The sequence below is a fragment of the Streptomyces sp. NPDC043746 genome (genome assembly GCF_056436485.1).
In genome coordinates, this window is the sequence record NZ_JBWKCM010000014.1 from 152,066 (window position 1) to 177,644 (window position 25,579).

Annotated in this window: 16 protein-coding genes, 1 tRNA gene and 1 riboswitch; of the genes, 10 read left to right on the plus strand and 7 right to left on the minus strand. The window is 73.4% G+C overall.

The genetic code is table 11. The features are described from left to right. Positions 1–84: 84 nt before the first annotated feature. From AC0682_RS17625 to AC0682_RS17650, 6 genes are all read left to right on the plus strand, one after another. Positions 85–504: a DUF302 domain-containing protein gene (locus tag AC0682_RS17625; protein ID WP_478533734.1), complete on the plus strand. Its 420-nt coding sequence runs from the start codon at positions 85–87 to the stop codon at positions 502–504. A gap of 499 nt (positions 505–1,003) precedes the next feature. Further along, positions 1,004–3,235, plus strand: a complete 2,232-nt coding sequence (locus tag AC0682_RS17630; protein WP_478533735.1) for a bifunctional glycosyltransferase/CDP-glycerol:glycerophosphate glycerophosphotransferase — start codon at positions 1,004–1,006, stop codon at positions 3,233–3,235. Between the two features lie 95 nt (positions 3,236–3,330). Further along, positions 3,331–3,404 (plus strand) — tRNA-Met (locus AC0682_RS17635). A gap of 124 nt (positions 3,405–3,528) precedes the next feature. Next, positions 3,529–4,287: a MerR family transcriptional regulator gene (locus AC0682_RS17640; protein WP_478533736.1), complete on the plus strand. Its 759-nt coding sequence runs from the start codon at positions 3,529–3,531 to the stop codon at positions 4,285–4,287. Positions 4,288–4,433: 146 nt separating this feature from the next. Next, positions 4,434–5,663, plus strand: coding sequence for a PP2C family protein-serine/threonine phosphatase (locus tag AC0682_RS17645; RefSeq protein WP_254812060.1), 1,230 nt, complete (start codon positions 4,434–4,436; stop codon positions 5,661–5,663). A gap of 209 nt (positions 5,664–5,872) precedes the next feature. Then, positions 5,873–6,026, plus strand: a riboswitch (cyclic di-AMP (ydaO/yuaA leader). 12 nt (positions 6,027–6,038) lie between these two features. Further along, positions 6,039–7,088, plus strand: a complete 1,050-nt coding sequence (locus AC0682_RS17650; protein WP_478533738.1) for a M23 family metallopeptidase — start codon at positions 6,039–6,041, stop codon at positions 7,086–7,088. A gap of 57 nt (positions 7,089–7,145) precedes the next feature. Here the strand turns inward: AC0682_RS17650 and AC0682_RS17655 are convergent, their stop codons facing one another. From AC0682_RS17655 to AC0682_RS17670, 4 genes are all read right to left on the minus strand, one after another. After that, positions 7,146–8,654 (minus strand): PrsW family intramembrane metalloprotease, encoded by a 1,509-nt coding sequence (locus AC0682_RS17655; protein WP_478533739.1) that lies wholly within the window; start codon positions 8,652–8,654, stop codon positions 7,146–7,148. Positions 8,655–8,770: 116 nt separating this feature from the next. Next, a complete protein-coding gene (gene trmB / locus AC0682_RS17660; RefSeq protein ID WP_254812057.1) occupies positions 8,771–9,724 on the minus strand; it encodes a tRNA (guanosine(46)-N7)-methyltransferase TrmB in 954 nt (317 codons plus the stop codon). Continuing rightward, the gene (lhgO, locus tag AC0682_RS17665; RefSeq protein WP_254812056.1) at positions 9,717–10,973 is read right to left on the minus strand and encodes an L-2-hydroxyglutarate oxidase; all 1,257 of its coding nucleotides are present in this window, start codon (positions 10,971–10,973) and stop codon (positions 9,717–9,719) included. Before lhgO ends, trmB begins: the two co-directional genes overlap by 8 nt. Before the next feature lie 236 nt (positions 10,974–11,209). Continuing rightward, the gene (locus tag AC0682_RS17670; protein WP_254812055.1) at positions 11,210–12,799 is read right to left on the minus strand and encodes an NsdA family TPR-like regulatory protein; all 1,590 of its coding nucleotides are present in this window, start codon (positions 12,797–12,799) and stop codon (positions 11,210–11,212) included. 869 nt (positions 12,800–13,668) lie between these two features. On the opposite strand from AC0682_RS17670, the gene AC0682_RS17675 reads away from it, so the two are divergent. Further along, positions 13,669–15,780, plus strand: a complete 2,112-nt coding sequence (locus tag AC0682_RS17675) for an asparagine synthase-related protein (RefSeq protein ID WP_478533740.1) — start codon at positions 13,669–13,671, stop codon at positions 15,778–15,780. A gap of 59 nt (positions 15,781–15,839) precedes the next feature. Here AC0682_RS17675 and AC0682_RS17680 read toward each other — a convergent pair whose 3' ends face one another. Both AC0682_RS17680 and AC0682_RS17685 read right to left on the minus strand, forming a co-directional pair. Continuing rightward, on the minus strand, positions 15,840–17,954 hold the full coding sequence (locus AC0682_RS17680; RefSeq protein ID WP_478533742.1) for a sigma-70 family RNA polymerase sigma factor: 2,115 nt from the start codon (positions 17,952–17,954) through the stop codon (positions 15,840–15,842). A gap of 363 nt (positions 17,955–18,317) precedes the next feature. Then, entirely contained in the window at positions 18,318–19,292 is a 975-nt protein-coding gene (locus tag AC0682_RS17685; protein WP_478533744.1) for a TetR/AcrR family transcriptional regulator, read from the minus strand. Between the two features lie 414 nt (positions 19,293–19,706). On the opposite strand from AC0682_RS17685, the gene AC0682_RS17690 reads away from it, so the two are divergent. Together AC0682_RS17690 and AC0682_RS17695 are read left to right on the plus strand one after the other, a co-directional pair. Further along, on the plus strand, positions 19,707–21,173 hold the full coding sequence (locus AC0682_RS17690; protein WP_478533745.1) for an NAD(P)/FAD-dependent oxidoreductase: 1,467 nt from the start codon (positions 19,707–19,709) through the stop codon (positions 21,171–21,173). Positions 21,174–21,421: 248 nt separating this feature from the next. Next, on the plus strand, positions 21,422–23,176 hold the full coding sequence (locus tag AC0682_RS17695; RefSeq protein ID WP_478533747.1) for an ATP-binding SpoIIE family protein phosphatase: 1,755 nt from the start codon (positions 21,422–21,424) through the stop codon (positions 23,174–23,176). 37 nt (positions 23,177–23,213) lie between these two features. Here the strand turns inward: AC0682_RS17695 and AC0682_RS17700 are convergent, their stop codons facing one another. Beyond that, positions 23,214–24,548: an MFS transporter gene (locus AC0682_RS17700; RefSeq protein WP_478533765.1), complete on the minus strand. Its 1,335-nt coding sequence runs from the start codon at positions 24,546–24,548 to the stop codon at positions 23,214–23,216. A 133-nt stretch (positions 24,549–24,681) separates the two neighbouring features. On the opposite strand from AC0682_RS17700, the gene AC0682_RS17705 reads away from it, so the two are divergent. Continuing rightward, positions 24,682–25,239: a MarR family winged helix-turn-helix transcriptional regulator gene (locus AC0682_RS17705; RefSeq protein WP_478533748.1), complete on the plus strand. Its 558-nt coding sequence runs from the start codon at positions 24,682–24,684 to the stop codon at positions 25,237–25,239. The last annotated feature ends 340 nt before the right edge of the window (positions 25,240–25,579 follow it).

The window sequence follows — 25,579 nt, forward strand, 5'->3', positions numbered from 1 at the left end:
TATTCGAAGAGTGCTGGCCTTCGCGTCGCCGGGCCTGCACGGGGTCCGGCGCAGCGCGTGACGAGTTCTGGAGGAGGTGCCCCCATGTCCTACGACCGCACTGTGACCGTCAGGGCGCCGTTCGACCAGGTGCAGCAGGCCGTCCGCAGATCCTTGGGCGACCAGGGGTTCGGCGTCCTGGCCGAGATCGACGTACAGGCGACCCTCAAGGCGAAGCTCGACCACGATGTGGGGCCCTACCTGATCCTCGGCGCCTGCAGCCCGCCCCTGGCTCGCCAGGCCCTGGAGGTCGACCGCGCGATCGGGCTGCTCCTGCCCTGCAACGTCGTCGTACGGGCCGATGGCGAGGAGGTGATCGTGCAGGCCGTCGATCCCGGCACCATGGTCACTCTCACCGGCCTCGACGCCATGGCGCCCGTGGCCGAGGAAGCCACCCGCCGCCTCGACGCCGCCCTCGCCGCCGTTGCGGCCGAGGTGCTGAAGGGCCGGGAGAGTCCGGCCTGAGAGGGGGCGCGCCACGGGCCCGGAGTGACGCCGAACCGGGCACCATCCCCGCCCTCGGCCAGGACTTCTCATCCGTTGGTTGTGGGTTCGCGTCCCACGCGGCCCCGCCGGGCGGGGAAGGCCCTCCGGCCTGCTGCCTCGGCTCCGCTACCGGCTCCGTCTGGCCGGGGTGCTGTCGGGTTCGCCCGGCCGTGCCGTCCGTCAGGGCAGCGGTCCGGGCCGCACCGGCCAGGCGTTAGAACCAGCACCAGGGGTGCTGCGGACGGGCCGTACTCCGCGGCGCTCGGCATGGAGGCGAGGCGCGTGCGTGCCGGACACGCGCAGGCACTCCACGCTCTTTGGCCACCTGGGATCCGGAGCCGCTGCGCCGGTGGATCTTCCCCGTTCTTGCGCAGAATTCTCGTCTGCCAAGCCGTATGTATTCTCTACATAGGGTGCTGAGACCTGTCCGGGTCCACTCCCCTCCGCCGCAGCTTAGTATCCGAGGAGTTTTTGACCCATGCCCAGGTTCAGCATTGTTGTACCCATATTCAAGGTTCAAGGGTACCTGCGCGAGTGCCTGGACTCGGTCCTGGACCAGTCGTTCCGGGATATCGAGGTGATCGCGGTCGACGACTGCTCACCGGACTCCAGTGGCGCGATCGTCGACGAGTACGCGGCCCGCGACGAGCGGGTCAAGGCCGTGCACCTGCCGGAGAACGGGGGCCTCGGGCGGGCCCGTAACGCCGGCCTCGCGCGGGCGACGGGTGAGTACGTGCTGTTCCTGGACAGCGACGACGCGTACACGCCGGGACTGCTGCAGGCCCTGGCCGACCGCCTGGACGCCGTCGGCGGGCTGGACATCCTCGTCTTCGACCATGTGCGTACCTACTGGTGGGGCAAGGGCGGCCGCACCGAGGCCGCCGATCTGATCGAGCAGGCGGGCACGGACGTGTTCCGGCTCGAGGAGCGGCCCGAATACCTCAACCTGTTCCTGGTGGCCTGGAACAAGGCGTTCCGTCGTGATTTCTTCCTCAAGGAGGGCTTCCAGTACGCGCCCGGCCTGTACGAGGACGCACCGGTCACCTATATGGCGATGGTGACGGCCGAGCGCATCGGATGCCTCAACCAGGTCGGCATCGAGTACCGCCAGCGTCGCCAGGGCGCGATCACCAAGACGCCCGGCCGGAAGCACTTCGACATCTTCGAGCAGTACGAGGGGCTGTTCGCCTTCCTCGCCGAGCGTCCCGAACTGGCATGGGCGAGGCCCCTGCTGTTCGAGCGGGCAGTGTTCCACATGCTGTTCGCGCTCAAGCGCCCCGAGCGCGTGAGGGTCGCGGACCGCGAGGAGTTCTTCAACCTCACCTCGGCTTTCTACCGGCGCCACCTCCCGGAGGGCTTCACGCTCCCCGAGGGGCAGACCGGGGACGACATGCGCGCCCTGGCCAAGGGCTCGCACCGCGCCTTCCAGACCGCCGAACTCGTCGACCGGGTCAAGAAGACCAGCCTCAAGAAGGCCCGCAAGGCGAAGGTCAAGGTCGGCAAGCGCGCGTACGCGGGTCTGTACGCAGTGGAGCGCCGCCGCGCCCTGGCCCCCAACCTCGCCGTCTACAGCTCGTACTGGAACAGGCTTCCCGCCTGCAGCCCGCTCGCCATCTACGAGAAGGCCAAGGAGCTGGCCCCGCAGGTCCAGGGAGTCTGGGTGGTCCGCGCGGAACTCGCCGACCAGGTACCTGCCGGTCTCGACGTCGTGGTCCCGAACTCGCGCCGTTACTGGGAGGTCATGGCGCGTGCGAAGTACTTCGTCAACAACGTCAACTTCTCCGACGCCGTAGTCAAGCGGCCCGGCCAGATCCATCTGCAGACCCACCACGGCACCCCGCTCAAGCGCATGGGCATCGACCAGCAGAACTACCCGGCTTCCGCGAAGGGCATGAGCTTCGCCAAGCTGCTGCAGCGAGTGGATCGCTGGGACTTCAGCGTCTCCTCCAACGAGCACTCCACCGAGCACTGGGAGCGCGTCTACCCGGCCGCCTTCGAGTCGCTCGACGTGGGTTACCCGCGCAACGACGTCTACTACCGGGCCGGCGCCGAGGACGTCGCCAGGATCCGTGCCGACCTCGGCATCGCCCCGGGCAAGACCGCCGTGCTGTACGCGCCGACCCACCGCGACTACCAGAAGGGCTGGACCCCGACCCTGGACCTGGCACGGGTGGCCACCGAGCTGGGTGACGACTTCGTCCTGCTGGTCCGCTCGCACTACTTCTACACCCAGAACCCCCAGCTGCGGCGCCTCGCCGAGCAGGGCGCCATCATCGATGTGTCCGGCTACCCGGTGGTCGAGGACCTGTGCCTGGCCTCGGACGCGCTCATCGCCGACTATTCGTCGATCACGTTCGACTACGCGAACCTGGACCGGCCCATCGTGGTCTTCGCGGATGACTGGCAGGTCTACTCCCAGAGCCGCGGTGTCACCTTCGAACTTGTATCCGGCCGCCCCGGCGACACCCCCGGAGCCGTGGCGACCACCGAGGACGCGCTGATCGACACCTTCCGCAGCGGCCGCTGGCGGAGCGCGGAGGCCGCTGCCCTGCGTGCCGCCTTCCGTGAACGCTTCTGCCAGTTCGACGACGGAAACGCCGCAGAGCGCGTCGTACGACGGGTCTTCCTCAACGAGGCAGCGGAGCCCGGGATCCTGCCGCTCAACGAGCGCACTCCCGCGCCCGCGCCCTCCGGGGCGGCGGCTCTCTAGCGCCTTCCGTCGGGCCCGGCCACAGCCCTGTGGCGGGGCCCGACGGAAAAGTGGTCGGAGCAGCCGCTCCGATGGCGTAGAGTTGTGTTCATCGACGCGGGGTGGAGCAGCTCGGTAGCTCGCTGGGCTCATAACCCAGAGGTCGCAGGTTCAAATCCTGTCCCCGCTACTGAAGATCCAGGCCCGGTACGCAGATCGCTGATCGCGTACCGGGCCTGAGTCGTCTCCCGGGCTCCTCAGGCCGCCCCTTCCGGGTTGACCTTGACGTTACGTAAAGATCTAGCGTTTCCGGCATGGAGTGGTCCATCCAGGAAATCGCCAGAAGAGCCGGCACCACCAGCCGCACGCTCCGGCACTACGGGGACCTCGGTCTTCTCGTGCCGAGCCGGGTCGGGGGCAACGGCTACCGCTACTACGACCAGGACGCCCTCGTCAGGCTGCAGCGCATCCTGCTGCTGCGGGAGCTGGGGCTGTCCCTGCCCGCCATCAGGGACGTGCTCGAAGGGCAGCGGGACACGGGGGCGGCGCTGCGGGCGCACCTGCGGTTGCTCGAACAGGAGCAGGCGCGCATCGGGCGGCAGATCGCCTCGGTGCGGACCACTCTCCACAAGACGGAGAAGGGGATGGAACTCTTGGCCGAGGAAGTGTTCGACGGCTTCGACCACACCGTGCACGAGCGGGAGGTGACCGAGCGCTGGGGGCGCGCGGCGTACGAGGAGGGCGACCGGTGGTGGCGCTCGCTGGGGGAGGAGGGGAAGAAGGCCTTCCGCGACGAGCACGAGGCCATCGCCCGTGCCTGGGGGCGGCTCCGGGAGGCCGGGGCCGGGCCCGGCGGCGAGCAGGCCCAGGAGGTCGCCCGGCGGCACTGTGCGTGGCTGGCCTCCTCCGGGGGGACGGGCCCCGGGCTCCGTCGCTCGTACGTCATCGGGCTCGGTGAGATGTACGCCGCCGACCCCCGCTTCGGGAAGAACTACGATCGCTACGGGGACGGCACCGCCGCCTTCGTACGGGATGCGCTGACGATCTACGCGGAGAACCGGCTCTCCGACTGACCACGGAGGGCTCACCGCGCAAGGCCCCGCTCCCCCTATTCGGCCGATGACGAGTCGCCGCACGGCGCGGCTCCGGGAAGCCTGGACGGGGCGCGGTACCGTCCGCAGCCGTGGCCGGACCGGGCAGGAGTGCACAGGTGGTGGGGATGGCGGACAAGGGGCGCGGACGCGTGAGGGGAAGTCTCGGCATCCCCGGGCGTGCCGCGCCCGGCTCCACGGGGCGGGGGAAGCCGGTGGTGGCCCAGAACGCCGGGACCCGGCGGTTCGTCCGGCTGCTGCCGGTGCTGCTGATCGGCGGCGGGCTCCTCTTCGACTCGCTGGCCCCGCCCAACTTCACCGCCGTACCCCTGTTCGTGGCCGCGCCGCTGATCGCCGCGCCCTTCTTCTCGCTCGCCAGCACCATCCGTACGGGAGTGGCCGCGGTCCTCTCCGTCATCGCTATGCGGCTCTCCGACGGGACCTCCACCCAGGTCGTCCCGGTCATCGAGATGATCACGGTCACCACCGCCGCCGCGCTGGCCCTCGTCATCAACGGGGTCGTGCGCCGGAGCAACGAGCAGCTGGCCTCGGCGCGGGTCATCGCGGAGACCGCCATGCGGGCCGTGCTGCCGACCCCGGCGGAACGGATCGGCGGGCTCCAGGTGGCGGCCCGGTACGAGGCGGCGCAGGCGGACGAGTTCGTCGGGGGGGACCTGTTCGCGGTGGCGGACACCCCGTACGGCGTGCGCCTGGTCGTCGGGGACGTGCGCGGCAAGGGGCTGGACGCCGTGGAGGCGGTGGCGGTGATCATCGGAGCGTTCCGGGAGGCCGCCGAGCAGGAGCGTTCCCTGGAGGGCGTGGCCCAGCGGCTGGAGCGGGCGCTCGCGCGGGAGGGGACGCGGCGGTACGGGCTGGACGCCATGGAGGGGTTCATCACCGCCGTACTGGCCGAGATCCCGCCCGGTTCGGCCTCGCTGCGGCTGGTCAACCGCGGCCACCCCGAGCCGATCCTGCTGTACGCGGACGGAGCCCTGGGGGTCCTCGCGCCGAGCGTGCCCGCGATGCCGCTGGGGATGAACCTCGGGGTGTGGCCCGACCGGTCCGACGAGTGGGAGATGCCCCCCGGGTCGACCCTGCTCGCCTTCACGGACGGCCTTTCCGAGGCGCGGGACGCGGACGGCGTCTTCTATGATCCGGCGGCCCGGCTGCGCGGCCGGATCTTCCCCGGCCCCGAGGAACTGCTGTCGGCGCTCACCGACGACGTACGGCTGCACACCGGCGGCCGTTCGACGGACGACATGGCGCTGCTCGCGGTGAGCCGGCCTGCGGAGGGGCAGCCGCCGCGGCGGACGACGGTGAAGATCGTCGGCCGGGGCGATGACACGGTGCGTAACTGAAGGGCGCCGCTCCGCATAACGTTTGACACACCATCAGAAAATGGGGTGTGAGTGAGGGGGCGTCATGTTGTCCGCTTGGGGGTGGTTGTTGTGGGTAAATCCCTGCCGTGTCCGTTAATGATCAACAGGAACAGCTTGGAATCGGGCCCACCTGTCTATTAACGTTCGATAACGCAGCGCGGTCGTCCCAGCCGTCGTCAGGACGGCGCCGTGCGCGAGCGCCGAATCCCGCGAGGGAACCGGGGAACCACCTCCATGGGGTGAATCGGACGCCTGTGCCTCCACCGCGAGGCAGAGGGGCCCGTAGGAGACCTTCCTGCTCCGAACCCGTCAGCTAACCCGGTAGGCGAGAAGGAAGGAAAGGAGTGCGCCCACGTGGCGTCCAACCAGCCTGCCCCTGAGGCCCCGTCATCCCTGAGCGCCGACGCCTTCGGCGGCCCGGAGCGGACGTGGGAGGAGTGGAACCCCACCGCGGAGTCCGTCCGTCCCGTGCGCGGCAAGCACCGCGTGGCCAAGCAGCGAGGGCTCGCCCGTAGCTCCACCGTCCTCGGGGTCGGCGTCATAGCGGCAGTCGGCGCGGGTGGTATGGCCACCGCCCAGAGCAAGCCGCCCGTCTCCATCTCCCTTCCCGATTCCATCGCGGACAACCTCCCCGACGCCAAGTCCCTTCCCGGCGTCGGGGCCTTCATGTCCGACGAGGCCGAGGCCGAGGCCGCACCGGTCACCGCCGCCCCGCTCACCACGGCCGGCATCACGACCGCCGAGGCCGAGGAGGGCACCACCGGCGCGGGCGAGGCCCTGCGCGCCCGGATCCTCCAGCAGGCCGAGCAGCAGCAGGCCGCCGCCGACGCCGAGGCCAAGGCCGCCGAGGAGCGGGCCGCGGCCGAGAAGGCCGCCGCCGAAGCGAAGAAGCAGCAGGACGAGGCGGAGGCCAAGGCCAGGGCCAAGGCCGCCGCCGAGAAGAAGGCGGCGGAGGAAGCGGCGGCCAAGAAGGCCGAGGAGGAGCGTCTCGCCAAGCTCCGCGCCAGCTACACCCTGCCCGCCTCCGGGTACACGATCACCTCGACCTACGGCCAGTCCGGCGCCATGTGGTCCTCCGGCCAGCACACCGGCACGGACTTCGCCGGGGCGGCCGGTTCGCCGCTCAAGGCCGTGCACAGCGGCACGATCACGTCGGCGGGCTGGTCCGGTTCGTACGGCTACCGCACGGTCCTGCAGCTGGAGGACGGCACCGAGATCTGGTACGCCCACCAGTCCTCGATCGACGTCTCGGTCGGCCAGAAGGTCAGCACCGGCGACACCATCGGCCGCATGGGCGCCACCGGCAACGTGACCGGCGTCCACCTCCACCTGGAGGTCCGCACCCCCGGCGGCTCGGCCATGGACCCGATCGCCTGGCTGAACAGCAAGGGCCTCACGGTCTGAGACCCCGGTGCGTCGTTCGTCGTCGCACCACCCCCGAAGCCCCGGCAGCCCTGACGCTCACCCCCCGACGTCAGGACTGCCGGTCCGGCCGGGGGCTCGGCCGTAGCCGTAGGGGCCGTGGCCGGTCGCATGGCCGTGGGCGTCCCCGTGGCCCCGGGGGGTGCCGTAGCCGTAGCCCTGGTGCCGGGTGGGGGCGTAGCCGTACCCGTAGCCCTGGCCGTACGGTGTCGGCTGCCGGTACGGGTACGGGCGCGGGGCGCTGCCGGTCATGCGGGCCGCGTGGGTGAGGGCCGGGGCCGCGATGTCCCGGCGCTGCCAGAGGTGGTGCAGCAACTCCCGCTCCCGGGAGGCGAAGTCCGGGCCCACCGCGTCATGGCGGGCGCGTCGGCGCAGCCCGGCCAGGGTCGTCGCGAACGACTCGTACTCGGCGACCGCCCGGGCCGCTGACCGGCCCCGGGACCGGTCCTGTCGGCCGTGCCAGTGGCGGGCCAGGTCGCGGGCCATGCCCCGGGTCCGCATCGAGGAGAGCGCCAGGGGCTCGGCCGGGGTCAGCCAGCCGGCCGCGGCGTACGCGGGCAGCTCGGCGGCGAGCGTCCGCAGTTCGCGTCGGCGCCACCAGACGGCCAGCCAGGTCAGCAGCCCGAAGAGCGGGACCATCACGAGCGCGTACACCGCGTAGAAGCCGAGCCCGCCGAAGACCGCCGAACCGTTCCACAGGGCGTGCAGGCCCATCGCGGCGAGCAGGCCGAGCAGCGGGAGGGCGGTCCGGCGGACCCGGCGGTGGCGGGCGGTGATGACCGCGAAGCCGAAGCCGAGGCCGGTGAGGACCGTGAACAGCGGGTGCGCGAACGGCGACAGCACGATCCGCACGAAGAACGTCCCCGCGGTCATCGAGGCCAGGCCCGAGCTGCCCAGCTGCTGGTCCTCGCCGAAGGCGTTGCCCAGATAGAGGATGTTCTCGGTGAAGGCGAAGCCCGTACCGGCGAAGCCGGCGACCACGATCCCGTCGACCACACCCCGGAACTCCCGCCGCCGGAAGATGAGGATCAGGAGTACGGAGACGGCCTTGGCGCTCTCCTCCACCACCGGCGCGATCACCGTCGCCCCCCAGGCGTCGGCGCTCGACGGGTCGGCGGTGGCGGTGGCTATCCAGCGCACCGCGAACGAGTTGGCGATGATCGAGATGAGCGCCGCCGCGCACGCGCCCCAGGCGAAGGAGAAGAGCAGGTTGCGCCAGGGGGTCGGCTCGACCCGGTCCAACCAGCGGAAGGCGGCCATCAGAAGCGGCACTGGCAGCACCGCCAGGCCGAGGCCGACGAGGAACCCCTCCGGGCCGGTCTCCTCGTGGACGAGGGCCAGGATCACCAGCCAGCAGAGCGCCAGCACCACGATCACGGCCCCGGCGCGGAACACCTTGCTGCGCCACACCATGCCGACGCGGCGCGGCCGGTACGTCCACCGGCCGCGCTCCGGCACGGCGCCCAGCACCTCGTCGAGCCGCTGCTCGTCGTGGAGGACCGGGACCGCCGGCTGCCGCTGCTGGTACTGCACGGAACCGTCGGACACTCCTTGACCCTAACGAGGACCACGGACAACCGGCGACCGTGCATCCGGCCAGGAAGTTCGCCGTTCGGCCACGACACGCCGCACTCCGGGCGGTGCGCCGGAGCGTGCGCGGCGGGTCAGACGCGGGCGAAGAGCAGGTCCTGGACCACGTGGCCCTTGTCCAGGCCCTGGCCCTCGAAGCGGGTCAGCGGCCGGAACGCCGGACGGGGCGCGTACCCGCCGTCGGCCGCCGTGTTCTCGAAGCAGGGGTGCGCGGTCAGCACCTCCAGCATCTGCTCCGCGTACGGCTCCCAGTCGGTCGCGCAGTGCACGATCGCGCCGGGCTTGAGCACCGGGGCCACCAGGTCCAGGAACTCGGGCTGGATCAGCCGCCGCTTGTGGTGGCGGGCCTTGGGCCACGGGTCGGGGAAGTAGACCCGCAGGCCGTCGAGCGACGCGGGGGCCAGCATCTCGCGGAGCAGGATCACCGCGTCGCCGTTGGCCACCCGGACGTTGGTCGAGCCCGCCTTGTCCGCGAGGCCCAGCAGGTTGCCCTGGCCGGGGGTGTGGACGTCGACGGCGAGGATGCCGGTGCCCGGGTCGTCGGCCGCCATCTGCGCGGTGGCCTCGCCCATACCGAATCCGATCTCCAGGACGACCGGCAGGCCGTCGAAGAGCTGGTCCAGATCGAGGACGCGCCGGCCGTCGATGTCCAGGCCCCACCGGGGCCACAGCCGCTCCAGGGCCTCCTGCTGGCCGGTGGTGACCCGGCTGCGGCGCGGCTGGAAGCTGCGGATCCGGCGCTCGTGGTGCGAGCCGGCCGGGTCGGCGGCGGGGCCGCCCGGGAAGCGGGGCTCCTGGCGCAGTCGACGTGCGCGCTCGAAGGAGGCGGCCCGCAGCGTGGCGGCCTCGTCGGCCGGGACGTCGGCGGCGGTCGAGCCGGTCGCCGAGGCGCGGACCGCGGAGGCATCTGCCGTGGGCGCCTCGGCCACGGAGCCGGTACCGGGCGCCTCGGTCGGCGGGGCCTCGTCGGCCGTCGCCCCGGAGTGGGGGGCCGGCGCGGTGGTGGGGTTCAGGGGCTGCTCAGACACAATGCCCCGATTCTACGGCGGGCGGCCTCCACCCCGTCTCCTGAGCCCGGCGCAGTGCCCGCCGCGCCACCTCGCGCCCGATCGGCAGAGAGGCCGTCGCGGCGGGCGACGGCGCGTTGAGCACATGCACGGTGTGCGGGGCCTCGCGGATCAGGAAGTCGTCGACCAGCGTGCCGTCCTTCAGCACCGCCTGGGCCCGGACGCCCGAGGGCGACGGGCGCAGGTCCTCCTCCCGCACCTCGGGCAGCAGGCGCTGGACGGCCCGGGTGAAGGCGGACTTCGAGAGCGATCGGCGCACCTCGCCCGCCCCGTACCGCCAGTGTCTGCGGGCGATGCTCCAGGTGCCCGGCCAGCTCAGTGCGGACAGCAGGTCGCCGGGGCGCACCACCGGCCAGCCGTACCCCTCGCGGGCCAGCGCGGGGACCGCGTTCGGCCCGACGTGGACGGAGCCGTCGAAGCCCCGGGTCAGGTGGACGCCGAGGAAGGGGAAGGCCGGGTCCGGCACCGGGTAGACCAGGCCGCGGACCAGCTCCGGGCGGGCCAGCTCGTAGTACTCCCCGCGGAACGGCACGATCCGCACCCCCGGGTCGTCGCCCGCGAGCCGGGCCACCCGGTCGCAGTGCAGCCCCGCGCAATTGACCAGGGTCCGGGCGCGGACCACCAGCCCCTCCGCCGTCCGCACCGCCACGCCCCAGGGGCGCCGGTCCACCGCGACGACCTCCGCCCCGAACCGCACGACGCCGCCGGCCGCCGTGACCTCGCTCGCGAGGCGTGAGGCGACGGCCGTGAAGTCGCAGACGCCTGTCGTGGCGACCCGGATCGCCGCGATGCCCCGGACCTCGGGCTCGTACTCCGCGATCTGCGCCGGGCCCAGCTCCCGCACGGGCAGTCCGTGCTCACGGCCGCGCTGGACCAGGCTGTGCAGCCGGGGCAGCTCGGAGCGCTCGGTGGCGACGATCAGCTTGCCGGTGGTGGCGTGGGCGATGGAGTGCGCGGCGCAGAAGTCGGCCAGCTCGGCGGAGCCGCGCAGCGCGTACCGCGCCTTGAGGGAGCCGGGGCGGTAGTAGATCCCGCTGTGGACCACTCCGCTGTTGCGGCCGGTCTGGTGGCGGGCGGGGCCGTGCTCCTTCTCCAGGACCGTCACCCGGGTGCCCGGAGCGGCCCTCTGGAGGGCGTACGCGGTCGACAGACCGACGATCCCGCCGCCGATCACCAGCACGTCGCAGTCGTACGCCGCGTGCGTCATCATCACGCCACCTCCCACCCCGATAGTGCACTGACCCACTGACAACGGGCTCAAACCCGATCCGGGCAGGGCGTGGCGCACACGGCGGCCGACGGGGGCAGGAGGGCGTGTGAGGCGGGCGCCGCGAGCCACCCGCCGCCCGTTCCGTACGGGAACGCCCGAGCCCCGGGTCGGGAGCACCGGCTCCGGCCTCGGCCCCGGAATCCCCTCCGCTCCGGGACCGAGGAGACCTCGCCCCCTCAGACCTGTGTCACCAGCAGTGGCCGCGCCCGCTCCCGCAGCTCGGCCACCCGGGGCTCGTCCCCGTACGGTTCCAGCCGGTGCAGCAGGTCGCGCACGTACTCCGTCGTGCGCGCCGAGGAGATCCGGCCGGCCACCTCCACCGCCCGGGTGCCCGCCGCGCAGGCCGCGTCCAGGTTCCCCGACTCCAGCTCGGCGACGGCGGAGACCACGAGCCGGAGCCCGTGGCTGCGGACGAACTCCTCGGTGGGCCGGGAGAGGGCCTGTTCGGTGAAGCGGCGGACCTGGCGCGGGGCCTTCAGGTCGCGGTAGCACTCGGCGGCGTCGGCGGCGAACCGGTCGTAGCTGTAGAAGCCGAGCCAGGACGGGTCCGCGTCGCCCGCGCGGGACCGCTCCAGCCAGCCCTCGGCCCCCTTGAGCGCGGCCCCCGCCGCGGGCGCGTCACCCGCCTTGGCGTGGGCGCGCGCCTCCACCAGCCGGAAGAAGCTCATGGTGCGGGCGGTCGCGAGACCTCGGTTGCGCTCGACGGCGGCCTGGGCCAGGTCGACGCCCTCGTCGGCGAAGCCCCGGTAGGTTGCCTGGAGGGACATGGAGGCGAGCACATAGCCGCCGAGGGGTACGTCGGCGGCGGCGCGGGCCAGCCGCAGGGCCTGGATGTAGTAGCGCTGGGCGGCCTCCTGCTGGCCGGTGTCGAACGCCATCCACCCAGCCAGCCGGGTCAGCTCCGCCGCCGCGCCGAACAGCGCCCGGCCCACCTCGTCGGTGTACGACCCCAGCAGCAGGGGCGCCGCGTCGACCCGTAAGCACTCCGGGACCATGGAGGAACGCCAGTCACCGCCCCCGTACTTGGAGTCCCAGCGGCGGGCGTCCTGGGCCGCCTCGCGCAGCTTCATCACATCGCTGTGGCCGACCCGCAGCGGCGAGGCGTCCGCGACGGACTCCGGGCCCGGCTGCACGGGCACCGAGCCGGAGCCGTTCTGCGCGCCCCCGGGTGGGTGCAGGGTGTGCGCGCCGCGGCCGTCCGGCGCGGCCCGCGGCCCGCGCGGGCCGGGTCCGCCGGGGGAGTCCTGGCCGCCGCCCCGGCCGCCGAGGACCGCCGTCCGTGCCGCCGTCGGGTCGCGGGCGACCGACGGATCGGCGGGGGTTATCAGCCAGCGGGACGCGGGGGTCGCATAGGCGCTCACCGCGAACGAACCGGCCAGCGACTGCCAGATCCCGCCGCCGCCCCTGCGCCCGGCCAGGTCCAGCCGGTACAGCTCGGTCGCCGACCTCACCGCCTCGCCCACGTCCCGGGGGAAGGCGAGGCCGACCTCCGGCGCTGGGTCCGCGTCGGCGAGCCCGATCTCGTGCAGCGGGACGGGCCGGCCGAGCTTGGCCCCGATCGCCGCCGCGATCAGATGGGGTGCCGCGCCCTGCGGCACCATCCCCTTGGCGACCCACCGGGCCACCGAGGTCTTGTCGTAGCGAAGTGTCAGACCGCGCTGTGCTCCGAGGTCGTTGACCCGCCGGGCGAGCCCGGCGTTACTGATTCCCGCGAGGGCGAGAACCGTGCCGAGCTTCTCGTTCGGCCCGCGTTGCTCCCTGGACATGCGCCACCCCTCGACACACAGACAGCCGCCGCGTCACCGAGGACGGCGCGCGGCATTCGTACCGATGCCTCCCCAGGTTCGAACCCTCGTACTCCGCCTGCACACGCATATGGCCGAGCCCCGAGGAATATGCCCCCCTGTCGAGAACACCAGTAAACACAGCGTAGTTCTCCCCATCCCTACCGTTAAGGGGCAGACGTCCGTATGGCGGGATTGTTGTCCGTGCGGGCCGCCGGGACCGCGCTCCGGGGGTGCGCGGGCCGGGCGGCGGCGTGCTCCTGGCATGTGGCCGTGCGCCCGGCCGTGCGCTCTGGCCCGGCCCGCGGGGGAGGGGCTTGGCTGGGTACCGCGTGGGTCGGCCCGCTGCACTGGACTCAGTGGGCTGGGGGATACCGCCGCTCCATTCCCCGCGGGCGGCGGACCGGTCCGGGAGGTGAGGCCCACCTCCCGGACTGTGCGTGGGGGCCCGCCGCGGGGGGCGCGGACGGGTGTGCGCGGGCGGCGGAGCCTCATGAGAATGGCTGAATCACGACTGTCCGGTGACGGTCTGGCCAACGGTCCGGCTATGGCCGGATTTCGCCCGCTCTCCCTGGGGCGGTGACGCCCTCTCCGGTTTCCCCGGCCGGTACGGCGAGGCGCGCGGCCACCGGGTGCCCGGGTGTCCCGAACTCCCGGAACCGGCACTTCCGTTGCCGGCGACGCGGTGAAGGCGGCGAGGGGTGCGGTCCCCGGCCCTTGCCAGGGGCGCATGCTCATCCGGCGTGCGCTGTCCGTACCCCCTCTCCTGCGGCCCTGTCGTGGCAGCATGTCCCGCAGCGGCGATGCGACCAGCACAGTGCGCCGCTTGTCCACAGCCTGTGGAGGCGGCGATGCGTTGGTTGGTGGGATGGAGCAGTATCGCCGCGAGCTTCGGCACCGTCGGGGCGGTCGGCAACAGCGGTGAGGGGCGCACGGTCCACCCGGTGGGCTCCCAACTCCTGTGGGGCGACCCCGATCCGCTCTGGGCGGTCGGTGACTGGCGCCCCGACGAGATCCGGACCGTCGGCGTCGCCACCCCCGAAGGCGCCCCCACCACCCGCCTCGCCGTCCTCGGCTGCTGCGGGGCCACCGACGAGCAGCTGCGCGTCGGGCTGCTCGCCGCGCGCGGCGGGGCGATGCGCCACCTCACCGCCTGGCCGGGCAGCTACACCGCCGTCGTCCAGATCGGCCGCCGCATCACCATCGTGGGCGACCTGGCCGGCGCCCGGCCCGTCTTCCACACCCCCTGGGCGGGCGGTACCGCCTACGCCACCGCGGCCCTCCCTCTGGCCGACCTCATCGAGGCCCAGCTCGACATCGGCCACCTCGCCGCCCTGCTCGCCTGCCCGGAGACACCGGAGGCGCTCGGCGACGGCACCCCGTACGCCGGCGTGAAGCGGGTCCCGCCGGGCCACGCGCTCATCCTGCGGGAGGGCTCGCGGGAGATCACCGGGTACGAGGCCGTCGCCTCCCTCGCCGTCGCCGCGCCCCAGGTCGACCCGGTGCACGCGGTGGAGGGCGTACGGGACGCGCTCGTCGAAGCCGTACGCGCCCGGCTCACCGCCCCCCGACACGCCCCCGAAACCCTGCCGCAGGACCCGGGACCGGTTCCCGGCATGGGCCCGGCCGACCGGCGCGCGGCCCGGGGCGCCCCGGTGGCGGGCATCGGCGCCGACCTCTCGGGAGGCAGCGCCTCCGCCACTCTCGCCCTGCTCGCCGCCGGGCTGCCCGGGCTGCCCGGCACCCTCCTCGGCCACGGCACCGGGGCGGGGGAGCGGCTGCTCGCGGTCACCTTCAACGACCTCACCACCCGCGGCCACGAGGACGAGCTGGAGCGCGCCCGCGCCATCGCCGCCAACCCGCGCCTGCACCACGTCGTCGTCGCGGCGGGCGAAGAGGCCCTGCCCTACGCCTCGTTGGGCACCGGACCGCTCACCGACGAACCCGGCCCCTCGCTCGTCGTCGCCGAGCGCCACCGCCGCCGCCTCGCCGCGGGCAGCGCCGACCATCTGGTGGGGCACGGCGCCCGGCAGGTCCTGGACGCCCACCCGGCCCGCCTCGCGGACCTCCTGATGGACCGGCGCCGACGCCACCTCCTACGCCCGGTCGCCGCCCTCACCAAGGCCGAAGGCCCCACCGCGCACTCGCTGTTCGTCCCGCTGACGGTCTACCGGGCCGCGCGCCGACTGGCCCGTACGTCGTACCGCACCGGCCTGGAGACCGCCGCCGGACTCCTCCCCGACGCCAACCGGTACGCGCCCGACCTCGCCACCCCCGCCGACGCCTCGCTCGCCGCCCTCGCGTGGTCGCGCCCGGGCCCGGCGGCCCGCTGGCTGACGGGCGAGGCGCTGGCCGAAGTATCGGTTCGCCTCCAGGAGGCGGCGGTCCGGCCCGCCTCCGTCCAGCGACCGGGCGAGGCCCGTGCCCGCGCCACCCTCGCCCGTGCCGCCGCCGACCACCGCATCCTGGAGCAGGCGGCCGAGATCCGCAGCCAGCGCCTGCACGCCCCCTTCCTCGACAACCAGGTCGTCCGGGCCGCCCGCGCGCTCCCCGAATCGCTCCGCGTCCAGCCGGGCGCCCGCGCCGCGATCCTGCGCCGGGTCCTGGGCGGGGCGGGCATCCACGACCTGCCGCCCGGCTGGGGCACTCCCTCGCAGGCCACCTCGGCCGCCGTCACCCGCACCGGCCTGCGCACCGCGCTGCCCGACCTGATGGCTCTCTTCGACGCCCCGCTCCTGGCCGACGCGGGACTGGTCGAGGCCCGTGTCGTACGCAAGGCCCTGCGCGCCGCGTCGGAGGGGGAGCCGCTCCCGCTGGACGGGCTGGCGGAGCTGGCCTCCACCGAGCTGTGGCTGCGGCGGCTGCTGGCCCGCCGGGGCACCTGCTGGACGGGCTCGGCCGCGCCCCGCCAACGCGCGGTGGCGGGCGGCGTGGTCCCCTCCCGGCGCACCCTCCAGCCGTGACGGACAAGCGCACGCGCCGACCGTGAGCACCACCCCGCAGGACCGGCCCCCGCGAACGTTCAGGCGCAGCTGATCCGGGACTCCGCCCAGTCGGCCAGGGCCACCGCGCCGAGCGGCCCCTCCGGCTCCACCACGAGCCGGATCGACGACTGGCCGCCGATCCCCACACTCACCGGAACGGCGGAGTCCCCGCCCTTCAGCACGGGGGAGCGCCACAACCGCGCCCCGTCTCCGTCGTAGACGGAGAAGCGGACCGCGCCGAGCCCCATCGACAGGTCGTCCACGCCGACCATCGCGTCGTAGCGGGTGCAGGAGCGGTTCAGCTGGACGGTGACGGAGGACCGGCCGTGCACGGTCACCCCGTGCGCGTACCGCGTGCCGTCGATCGCCACGTTCGAACGCTGCCAGATCCAGCTGCTCTGCCCCATCACCACCTCCGGCTCGGTGTGATCGCCGAACAGGGAGTACGGCAGCTCGCTGACCTGGTAGACGGTCGGGGCGGGCGGCGGGGGCGGGGGTGGTGGCGGCTTCGGGCTCGGCGTGGGCTGCGGGGACGGTGGCGGGCTCGGCGCGGGGGGCGCGGGCTCCGGCGGCTCGGGGGAGGGGGTGGGGGTCGGCGTGGGCTCGGCGCGCGGTGGCGGGCTCGGGGCCGGCTCCTCGGGTGCGGGCGGCTGCGGCTCCGCGGGGTCGGGCTCCGGCTCCGGGCCGGGGGACGCGGGCGGTACGGGACCGGGGGCGGCCGGCGGCTCCGGTTCGGGCGCGGGCGGCTCCGGCGACGGGTCGGCGGGCGCCACCGCCGGAGGCTTGGCGACCGGCTCGGGCTCCGGCTTCGGCGCGTCGTCACCGACGAGCGCCCACACCAGACCGGCAGCGGCGGCCACGGCGACAGCGGCCGCGATCCCGGCCTTGGCCGGCGCGCCGAGCCCTTCGGAGACGGCGGCGCCCCCGGCCGAGCCCGCGGAGGACCCTCCCGCGGCGCTTCCGCCGGCCGCCGAACCGGCGGCCGCACCCGAGGACGCGCCCCCGCCGGTCGCCGCGGCGGCGGCACCGGCCCCGGCGGCCCCCACGGCCCCGCCTGCCACGACACCGGCCGCCTTGAGCGAGTATCCGGCGGCGAACCAGCCGATGACCGCGATCGGCAGCAGCGCCGGGATCCCGGCGTTCACATGCTCCAGCTCGCCCGCCGCCACCCGGCACTTCGCGCACTCGTCGAGATGCTTGCGCAGCCCGCGCTCCGCCCGCATCCGCAGCCCGCCCCGGGCGTAGGCGCCGAGCCGGTCCGCGTACTGCGCGCAGTCGCCCCCGGTGGTGAGCGCCCGGCTCACATGGGCCTGGAGATACGCCTGCTTGAGCCCTTCGCGGGCCCGGCTGGCCAGAACGGCGGTGGCGTTGGCGGTGAGGCCGAACAGCGGGGCGATCTCGCTGGGCGACTCCTCCTCCACCGTGGTGTGCCAGAGCACCGCCTGCCAGCGCTCCGGCAGGCTCCGGAACGCCGCCATGGCCATCGACTGCTCGGCCTCGTGCATAGCCAGCACATCGGCGGCGAGGTCGAGGGTGTCGTCGTCCGACAGCTCCGAGGTGCGCGAGGCCTGCGCGGCGAAGACCGCGAAGTCGTCGACCAGCTGCTCCCGCCTGGCGCTCTTCGTCCAGGCGGCGGCGACATGGCGGACGGCGGTCATCAGGTAGGCCCGGACGGCCTCCTGAGGCCCCTTGCCGCCCCGTACGGCCTGGAGGGTGCGCGCGAACACCTCGGCGGTCAGGTCGTCGGCGGTGTGGCCGTCCCGGCAGCACGTACGGGCGTACCGCCGGACCGCGCCCGAGTGGCGCCGGAACAGCTCCTCGTAGGCGAGGCTGTCCCCTTCGCGCATGCCCTCGATCAACTGGGCGTCGGACAGCCCGACATCGGGGGCCCCGCTACGGCCCTCGCGCTGCGACGGCACCGCGTACGCGCCGATGTCCTCGCCGCCGCCACCGGCACCCGCGCCGGAGGCCTCGCTCCCGGTGGCGTCGGGCCACGGCCCGGGCAGCACGGTCCCGCCCTCGGACTCGCCGCCCGTCGGACCGCGTCCCGCCTGGGCAGGCACCTGCCCGGGGGGCATCCCGTCCGCCTTGGTGCCCCCGCCCGCCGCTGCGATCTCGTCGAGCGGCTCCTGCTGCTGCTCGTTACCGCTCATCGCGGAAGCCCCCGTATACACCCTCGGACCCGAATATCGGCCAAGACTGCCACATGGCTCAATCGCGTTGGCCCCTCACTCCCGCCAACCACTCATCCGGGGCGTGTTCTCGAATGCGAGTGCTAAGGGGCCTTCTTTCAGGGAATGAATCCCCGTCGCTTCGCTCCGCCCGCCCCGCGCCGGAGGCCCCGAGGGGGCGGGTCCATGCGGACGTGGTCGAGCGGGTGCCGCACGGTACGGCGGTTGGTGCCGCGCCCTCACGGCCCGTCGACGGCCGCCCGCCGCCCGCCGTCTGCCCTCCGCCGCCGGGAAGGCGACGGGAGTGTCCGACAGGGACGGCAGGCGGCAGACGTACGGACGTCGTCAGACCGCGGGCCGGGACCGCAGCCCCTCCAGCAGGATGTCCAGCAGCCGGGCCGAAGCCGCCGCCTGCTGGGCGGCGTCCGGCAGGGACGGGGCGGCGGTGGCGATGACCAGCAGCACATCGGCCACCGTCACGTCACCGCGCAGCTCACCCGACTCCCTCGCCCGCTCCACCAGTCGGCCCACGACCTCCAGCAGGTCGGCCGCGCCCGAATCCTCACCGAGGCCGTCGAGCCCGTCGTCGGCGCCCGTCCGCCGGCCGGTGACCCGGAACTCCGCCGGGGCCACGCCCTGCCGCTGCTGCGGAACACGGGCCTCGTCGCCCGCGTCACCCACCACCGGCGGAGCCGCCGCACCCGGCGAGACCTCCGAGCCCGGCTCCTCCGCGTCGACCCCGACGCGCAGCACCTGCGGCGGCAGCAGCCTGCCGGCGCCCGACGCCACCGAGGTCCGAAGGAAGCGGGAGAGCGCCGACCAGGGCTCCTCCTCCTGCCCCAGAGCCGTACGCGCCTGCTCGGTCAGCCGGGAGGTCTCCTCCTCGGCTATCCGCCGCACCAGCACGTCCTTGCTGGGGAACCGCCGGTAGACGGTGCCCACCCCGACCCGGGCGCGGCGTGCCACGTCCTCCATCGGAGCGCCGTACCCCAGCTCGCCGAAGACCTCACGCGCGGCCCGCAGCACATGCTCCAGATTGCGCTGCGCGTCCACGCGCAGCGGAGCCGAACGCGGAAGGCCTGCGGCGGAGGAGGACGCCGACCCACTCGCCGAGGAACCACCGGCCGCGGAGCCACTCGCGGCCGGACCACCGGCCGCTGAACCGTTCGTCGCCGGCCCGTTCACCGCCGTACCGGCCGCCGACCCGCCACCGGTGGCGGCCGGAGCCGCCCCCGTCGCGGCGGCTCCGATCGCCGCCGCGCTCACCGCTGCCGCGGAACGCACCGCGTCGGCCGAACTCATGACACCGAGCGCCCCCACGGAACCCAGACGTCCGTGGTCCGTGGACGTGTGCGTGCGCGCGGACTGCCCATGCGAATCCTGAATCTGCATAACTTCCCCCGGTTATGACGTCTCCCCCCGGAGACTTCCCCGCCGTGTCAGCCGGTGAGTGAGCACAACGAAATCCGCACCCGACTCCCGACGGGTTACGAACATAGTTGAGCCCGCGTCAATTCAGAAGGGGGTAGTTCCGTATGGTGGGCCCCCCGATCGGCGCAGAAGCGCGCCGATCCCCCGCCCGCACCCCTCCGTTCCTCCCCCGCACTACACCTGACCTGCACAGCTTCCCGATCACCCGTCCGGCCGGACCGGACCGTCCCGCGGGCCCCTGCGGTCACACAATCTGCTGGGCCTGTGGACAAACCACTGACTCCGTTGCGTCATGGGGTGGTGATGGCTCCAGACTCCCGGGGGACGGCCCCCGGCACCCGGCCAGGTGTGCGCATTCTCGTCGTCGGCGGCGGCTACGTCGGGATGTACACGGCGCTGCGCCTCCAACGGAAGCTGAAGCGCAGACTCAGGAGCGGGGACGCCGAGATCGTGGTCGTCACGCCCGAGCCGTACATGACCTACCAGCCGTTCCTCCCCGAGGCGGCCGCCGGCTCGATCTCGCCGCGCCACGTCGTCGTACCGCTGCGCCGCGTCCTGAACCACTGCACGATCGTCATCGGTGAGGCCGGGCGCATCGACCACGCGAAGCGCACCGCGACCGTCACCACCCTGGCCACCGCGGAGGACGGCACCGGCGCCCTGGAGATCGGGTACGACGAGATCGTCATCGCCCCCGGATCGGTCTCGCGCACCCTGCCGGTCCCCGGCCTCGCGGACTTCGGCATCGGGTTCAAGACCGTCGAGGAGGCCATCGGGCTGCGGAACCACGTCATCGAACAGATGGACATCGCCTCCGCCACCCGAGACCCCGCGATCCGCGACGCCGCGCTCACCTTCGTCTTCGTCGGCGGCGGATACGCGGGCGTGGAGGCCCTCGCCGAACTGGAGGACATGGCCCGCTACACCGCGCGGTACTACCACAACATCAAGCCCACGGACCTGCGTTGGATCCTGGTCGAGGCCTCCGACCGCATCCTCCCCGAGGTCGGTGAGGCCATGGGCCGGTACGCCGTCGGGGAGCTGCGCGGCCGCGGCGTCGACGTACGCCTCGAAACCCGCCTGGAGACCTGCGAGGACCGGGTGGCCGTCCTGAGCGACGGCTCCCGCTTCCCCACCCGCACGCTCGTGTGGACCGCGGGTGTCAGACCGGCACCGCTCCTGGCCGCCACCGACCTGCCCCTCACCGGACGCGGCCGGCTCCGCTGCACCGCCACCCTCACCGTCGAGGGCATGCCGCACGCCTGGGCCGCGGGCGACGCCGCCGCCGTACCCGACCTCACCGCCACCGAGCCGGGCAAGGAGACCGCCCCCAACGCCCAGCACGCCGTCCGCCAGGCCAAGGTCCTCGCCGACAACATCCTCGCCACCCTCGACGGCCGCCCGCTCACGGAGTACCGCCACACGTACGCCGGATCCGTCGCCTCCCTGGGCCTCCACAAGGGCGTCGCCCACGTCTACGGTCGCAAGCTCAAGGGCTACCCCGCCTGGCTGATGCACCGCACGTACCACCTCAGCCGGGTGCCCACGTTCAACCGGAAGGCGCGCGTCCTTGCCGAATGGACCCTGGCCGGGCTCTTCAAACGGGAGATCGTCTCCCTCGGCTCGCTCGAACACCCCCGGGCCGAGTTCGAACTGGCGGCCGGAGGCGGCCCGGGGGGCCCTCGACGCCCCGGCACCCTGCCCCGCCCCGGCAGCGACGGGCAGCCGGAGGACCCGCCGGGCGGACGGCCACCCGGAGACCCCCGCTGACCAGCGGCCCGACCACGGCCTCACCGTCGGCACAGGCCGTCCGGACGTCGACGGGCCCCCTTCGTACGCCACCGGGACGCCGTTCGGACCCCGCCCGGACAGCGACCGGACGGCAACTGTCAGTACGGTCGGTCACACTGGACGTGTGACCATAGGTGGGCTCACACCTGCACAGAGTGACCCGGCCGGCAGTGACCGACAGTGACCACCAGCGACGCACCGAACCGACACACGAGGCCAGAAATTCCGTGAACTTCACGCGTTGGAGCGCCCGCCTTCCCGGAACGCAGCGTCGAGCCGCCGCGCGGGACGACCGCAGCCCCGTTCCCGCCGCCCGGGCCGAGTACGCCCAGGCGCAGGATGCGGCCACCCTGCCGGACGGCATGCCTCCGGTAACCCCCGACACCGCCTCAGCGCAGGCCGTCACGGGCCCCGCCCTGGACGACCTCTCGGCCCGCGAGATCCTCGGCCGCCTCCCCGTGGCCGTAGCCCTGCTCCACGGCCCGGACCACCGCGTCGCCTACGTCAACGAGGCGTACGAGACCGCTTTCGGCCCCCGCTCCTGCGGCGCCCCCGCCGCCGAGATCCTGCCCGAGCTGGCCGAGCTGAGCGTGCTGCCCCTGCTGGACCAGGTCCTGCGCAGCGGCACCGCCCGTACGGTCAAGTCCCGCCGGACCGCCGGGGGCAGCTCGTACACGGTGACCTGCACACCCGTGGCCCCCTGGGACAGCACGGGAGCCACCGCCGACCAAAGCCCCACGGCGGACGGCAAGGCGGGCGGCAGGACGGACGGCAAGGGCGAAGGAAGGGGCGAGGGCGGTGTCCTCGTCTACGCGGCCGACGTCACCGACCACGCCGAGGCCGCCGAGCGCCTGCGCGCCAGCGAGCGCCGCCACCGCGAGACGGCCGTCACCCTCCAGCGCTCCCTCCTCCCCCAGGAGCTGGAGCAGCCCGACGACCTCCGCATCGCCGCCACCTACCAGCCCGGCGGCACCGACGCGGCCGTCGGCGGCGACTGGTACGACGTGATCACCCTCGGCGCCGGCCGCACCGCCCTGGTGATCGGTGACGTCATGGGCCGGGGTGTGCGGGCCGCCGCCGTGATGGGCCAGCTCCGCACCGCCGTCCGCGCCTACGCCCGGCTCGACCTCCCGCCGCACGAGGTGATCCAGCTGCTGGACGTCCTCGCCTCCGAGATCGACGCGACCCAGATCGCCACCTGTGTCTACGCCGTCCATGACCCGAACGAGGGACAGCTCGTCTACGCCTCCGCCGGTCACCTCCCGATCCTCGTCCGGGACGAGGACGGCACGGTCCAGCGCGCGGCCGACCCCACCGGGCCCCCGCTCGGCACCGGCGGCTGGATCCACACGTCGGGCACGATCGCGCTGCCGCCCGGCTCCACCGCCGTCCTCTACACGGACGGGCTGGTCGAGCGCCGCAGCGAGGACATCGACGAGGGCGTCGCCTCCCTCGCCCGCGCCCTCGCAGGCGCCAAGGGGTCGCCCCAGGTGGTCTGCGACCGCCTGATCCGCTCCCTCGGGGTGACCGCCGAGCACGACGACGACGTCGCGGTCCTGGTCGTCCAGCACCCCGCCCGCACGGGAACCGACGCGGAGCTGTTCCACAACGCCGCACTCGACCTCCTCGGCGGCATCGAGGCAGCTCCGCGCGCCCGGGCCTTCGCCACCGGGGTCCTGACCTCCTGGCGGTTCCCGGCCGAGCTGCGCGACCTCGGCGTCCTCGCCACGAGCGAGCTGGTGGCCAACTCGCTCCAGCACGGCACGCCGCCGATGCGCCTGGGGCTGCGCCGCACGGACCGGCGGCTGATCATCGAGGTCACCGACGGCGACGACCACCTCCCGCGCCGCCGCCAGGCCGAACCGGCGGACGAGGTGGGACGCGGCATCGAGATCATCGCCTCGATCGCCACCTCATGGGGCAGCCGCCGCACCCCGGGCGGCGGCAAGGCGGTCTGGTGCGAGTTCGCCCTGCCCCGCTGAAACGGGACAGGGCTTCCACGACCCCGGGGGGCCGGGCTCAGCGCCCGGCAGCAGCGGACGCGGCGACCGGGACGGCTCGGTCGGCCGCCTCCGCGCCGTCCGCCCCACCACCGCCGGACAGCGACACGGCCACCACCCGCGAGCGCGCATCGGCCGACGACGGCTGATCCTGTACGGGGGTGAGCCGACGCCCCAGCCGCAGCGCGAGCACGGTGATGCCCAGCGAGAACAGCACGAACGTCACGATGTACGGGCCGTGCAGCGAGGCCCCCATCGGACCGCCGACCGCCGGACCGACCGCCAGCGCGAGCTGCTTGCACAGGGCGAACGCCGAGTTGTACTGGCCGACCATCGACTCCGGAGCCAGATCCGCGACCAGCGGCGCCACGGTCGGCGACAGCATCGCCTCGCCCAGCCCGAACAGCGCGTACGTCGAGATGAACGCGGCCGTCGCCATGGCCTGACTGCCGTGCCCGAGGCCCGCGTACCCCGCCACGATCCAGGCGAAGGCCCAGATGAGGCCGACCGCCGCGATGACCCGGCTGCGCCGCCGCCGCTCCACGAGCCGCAGGACGACGAACTGGGCGACGACGATGACCGCGGTGTTGGCGGCCAGTGCGAAGCCGAGCGTCGAGGGCTGGATCCCGGCGGCCTCGGTGCCGTACGCGGCGAGGCCGGACTCGAACTGCCCGTAGCAGGCGAAGAAGAGCACGAACCCGAGCACGCACAGCTGGACCATGGCCCGGTGCGAGAGCAGCGCCCGCATCCCGCCCCCGGCGGCGCCGTCACCCGGACGGGCCACGCCCAGGGAGGCCGTACGCGGCATCCGCACGGTCAGCGCCACGGCACCGAGGACGACGAACATCCCGGCCTCGATCAGGAACAGGATGGTGAAGCTGGCCGGGCGGCTCACGTCCACCAGCTGACCGCCCACCAGCCCACCGAGCCCGAGGCCCAGGTTCTGCAGGAAGAACTGCATGGCGAAGGCGCGCGTACGGGTGGCGGTGCTGGAGCACCAGACCAGCATCGTGGCCAGGGCCGGCTGCATCACAGCGGTGCCCGCGCCGAGGACCGCGGCCGACAGCACGGCGGCCGGCACGCTGCTCGCGTATCCCAGGGCCGCCGCGCCCACGGCGGCGAGACCGGAGGCCACCACCAGCACGGGCAGGGGGCCCCGCCGGTCGATGGCCCGCCCGGTGAACGGCAGGACGGCCAGCGCTGCCATGGCGAAGACCGCCAGCACGACTCCCGCCGTACCGGCACCCAGATCCCGCACCTGCGCCACGTAGACGTACAGATACGGAACGGTGAACCCGAGCCCGAACGCGCTCAGCGCGCTGCCCAGCTGGATCCGCCGCAGCGCTGCGCCCATCTCCCTGGTCACACTCACCTACCTCAATGACTCGAACGAACTCAGACTCGAAGACTTTAGCACTAAACTTAGAAGGTGAAAACTACAGCATGAAGGACTTCAAGGGTGGTGAGGGCGTGCCATACTGCCCGCCATGTCCGAGAGCACCGAGGAGCCCGGTCCCGCCGAGCCGAGCCTCGACGAACAGATCGCCGCCTATCAGCGCGAGTTCCGCGACCTCGACCCCCAGGTCGAGCAGGTCGTCTCCGCACTGGGTCGGCTGAACCGCCGGATGAACGTCGCGTACGGGAGGCAGCTCGCCGCCCTCGGCATCAGCAACGCCGAGTGGGAGGTCCTCAAGACCCTCGTCCTGTCGGGCGCCCCCTACCGCCTCGGCCCCGGCGAACTGGCGAAGCGGCTCGGCCTCACCCCGGCCGCCATGACCCACCGCATCGACCGGATGGCGGGCGAGGGCCTGGTCACCCGGGACCGCGACGAGAACAACCGGGTCCGCGTCATCGTCGAGCTGACCGACGAGGGCCGCGCGAAATGGCTTGAGGCCATGCGCATGGCCACCGACTTCGAGGAGGACCTTCTCCAGGACCTCTCCGGCGAGGAGCGCGGAGTCCTCGGCGAACTCCTGGTCCGCCTCCTGCGCCGGGTGGAACACGCCCAGCCGGACGCCGGCGGCCGCCTCACCGACCTGGGCTGAGAGCCCGGAGCCGGGGCCCTCGGACAGGGTTGAGGGCGGTCACGAGGCGGGGTTGACACGGTGCCGCCCGATCCGTAAGGTTCTTCGAGTTGTCACGGGGCCGGAACGGTTCTGCGGCAATAATCCCGCCGCGGACGCGGCAACCAAACTTCAGCGCCACCTCCCACTCGGGATAATTTCGGCATGCCGGAATTCATTTCGAAGGCCCGATTATGAGCCACCGGGAGAATCCGCTAGAGTTTGGGCGTCGGAACGGCCCAACGGCCGGGAGGACAAACCCCGCTGACTGGGAGTCAGGCCCGAAAGGATCTGATAGAGTCGGACTCGCCGGAAAGGGAAA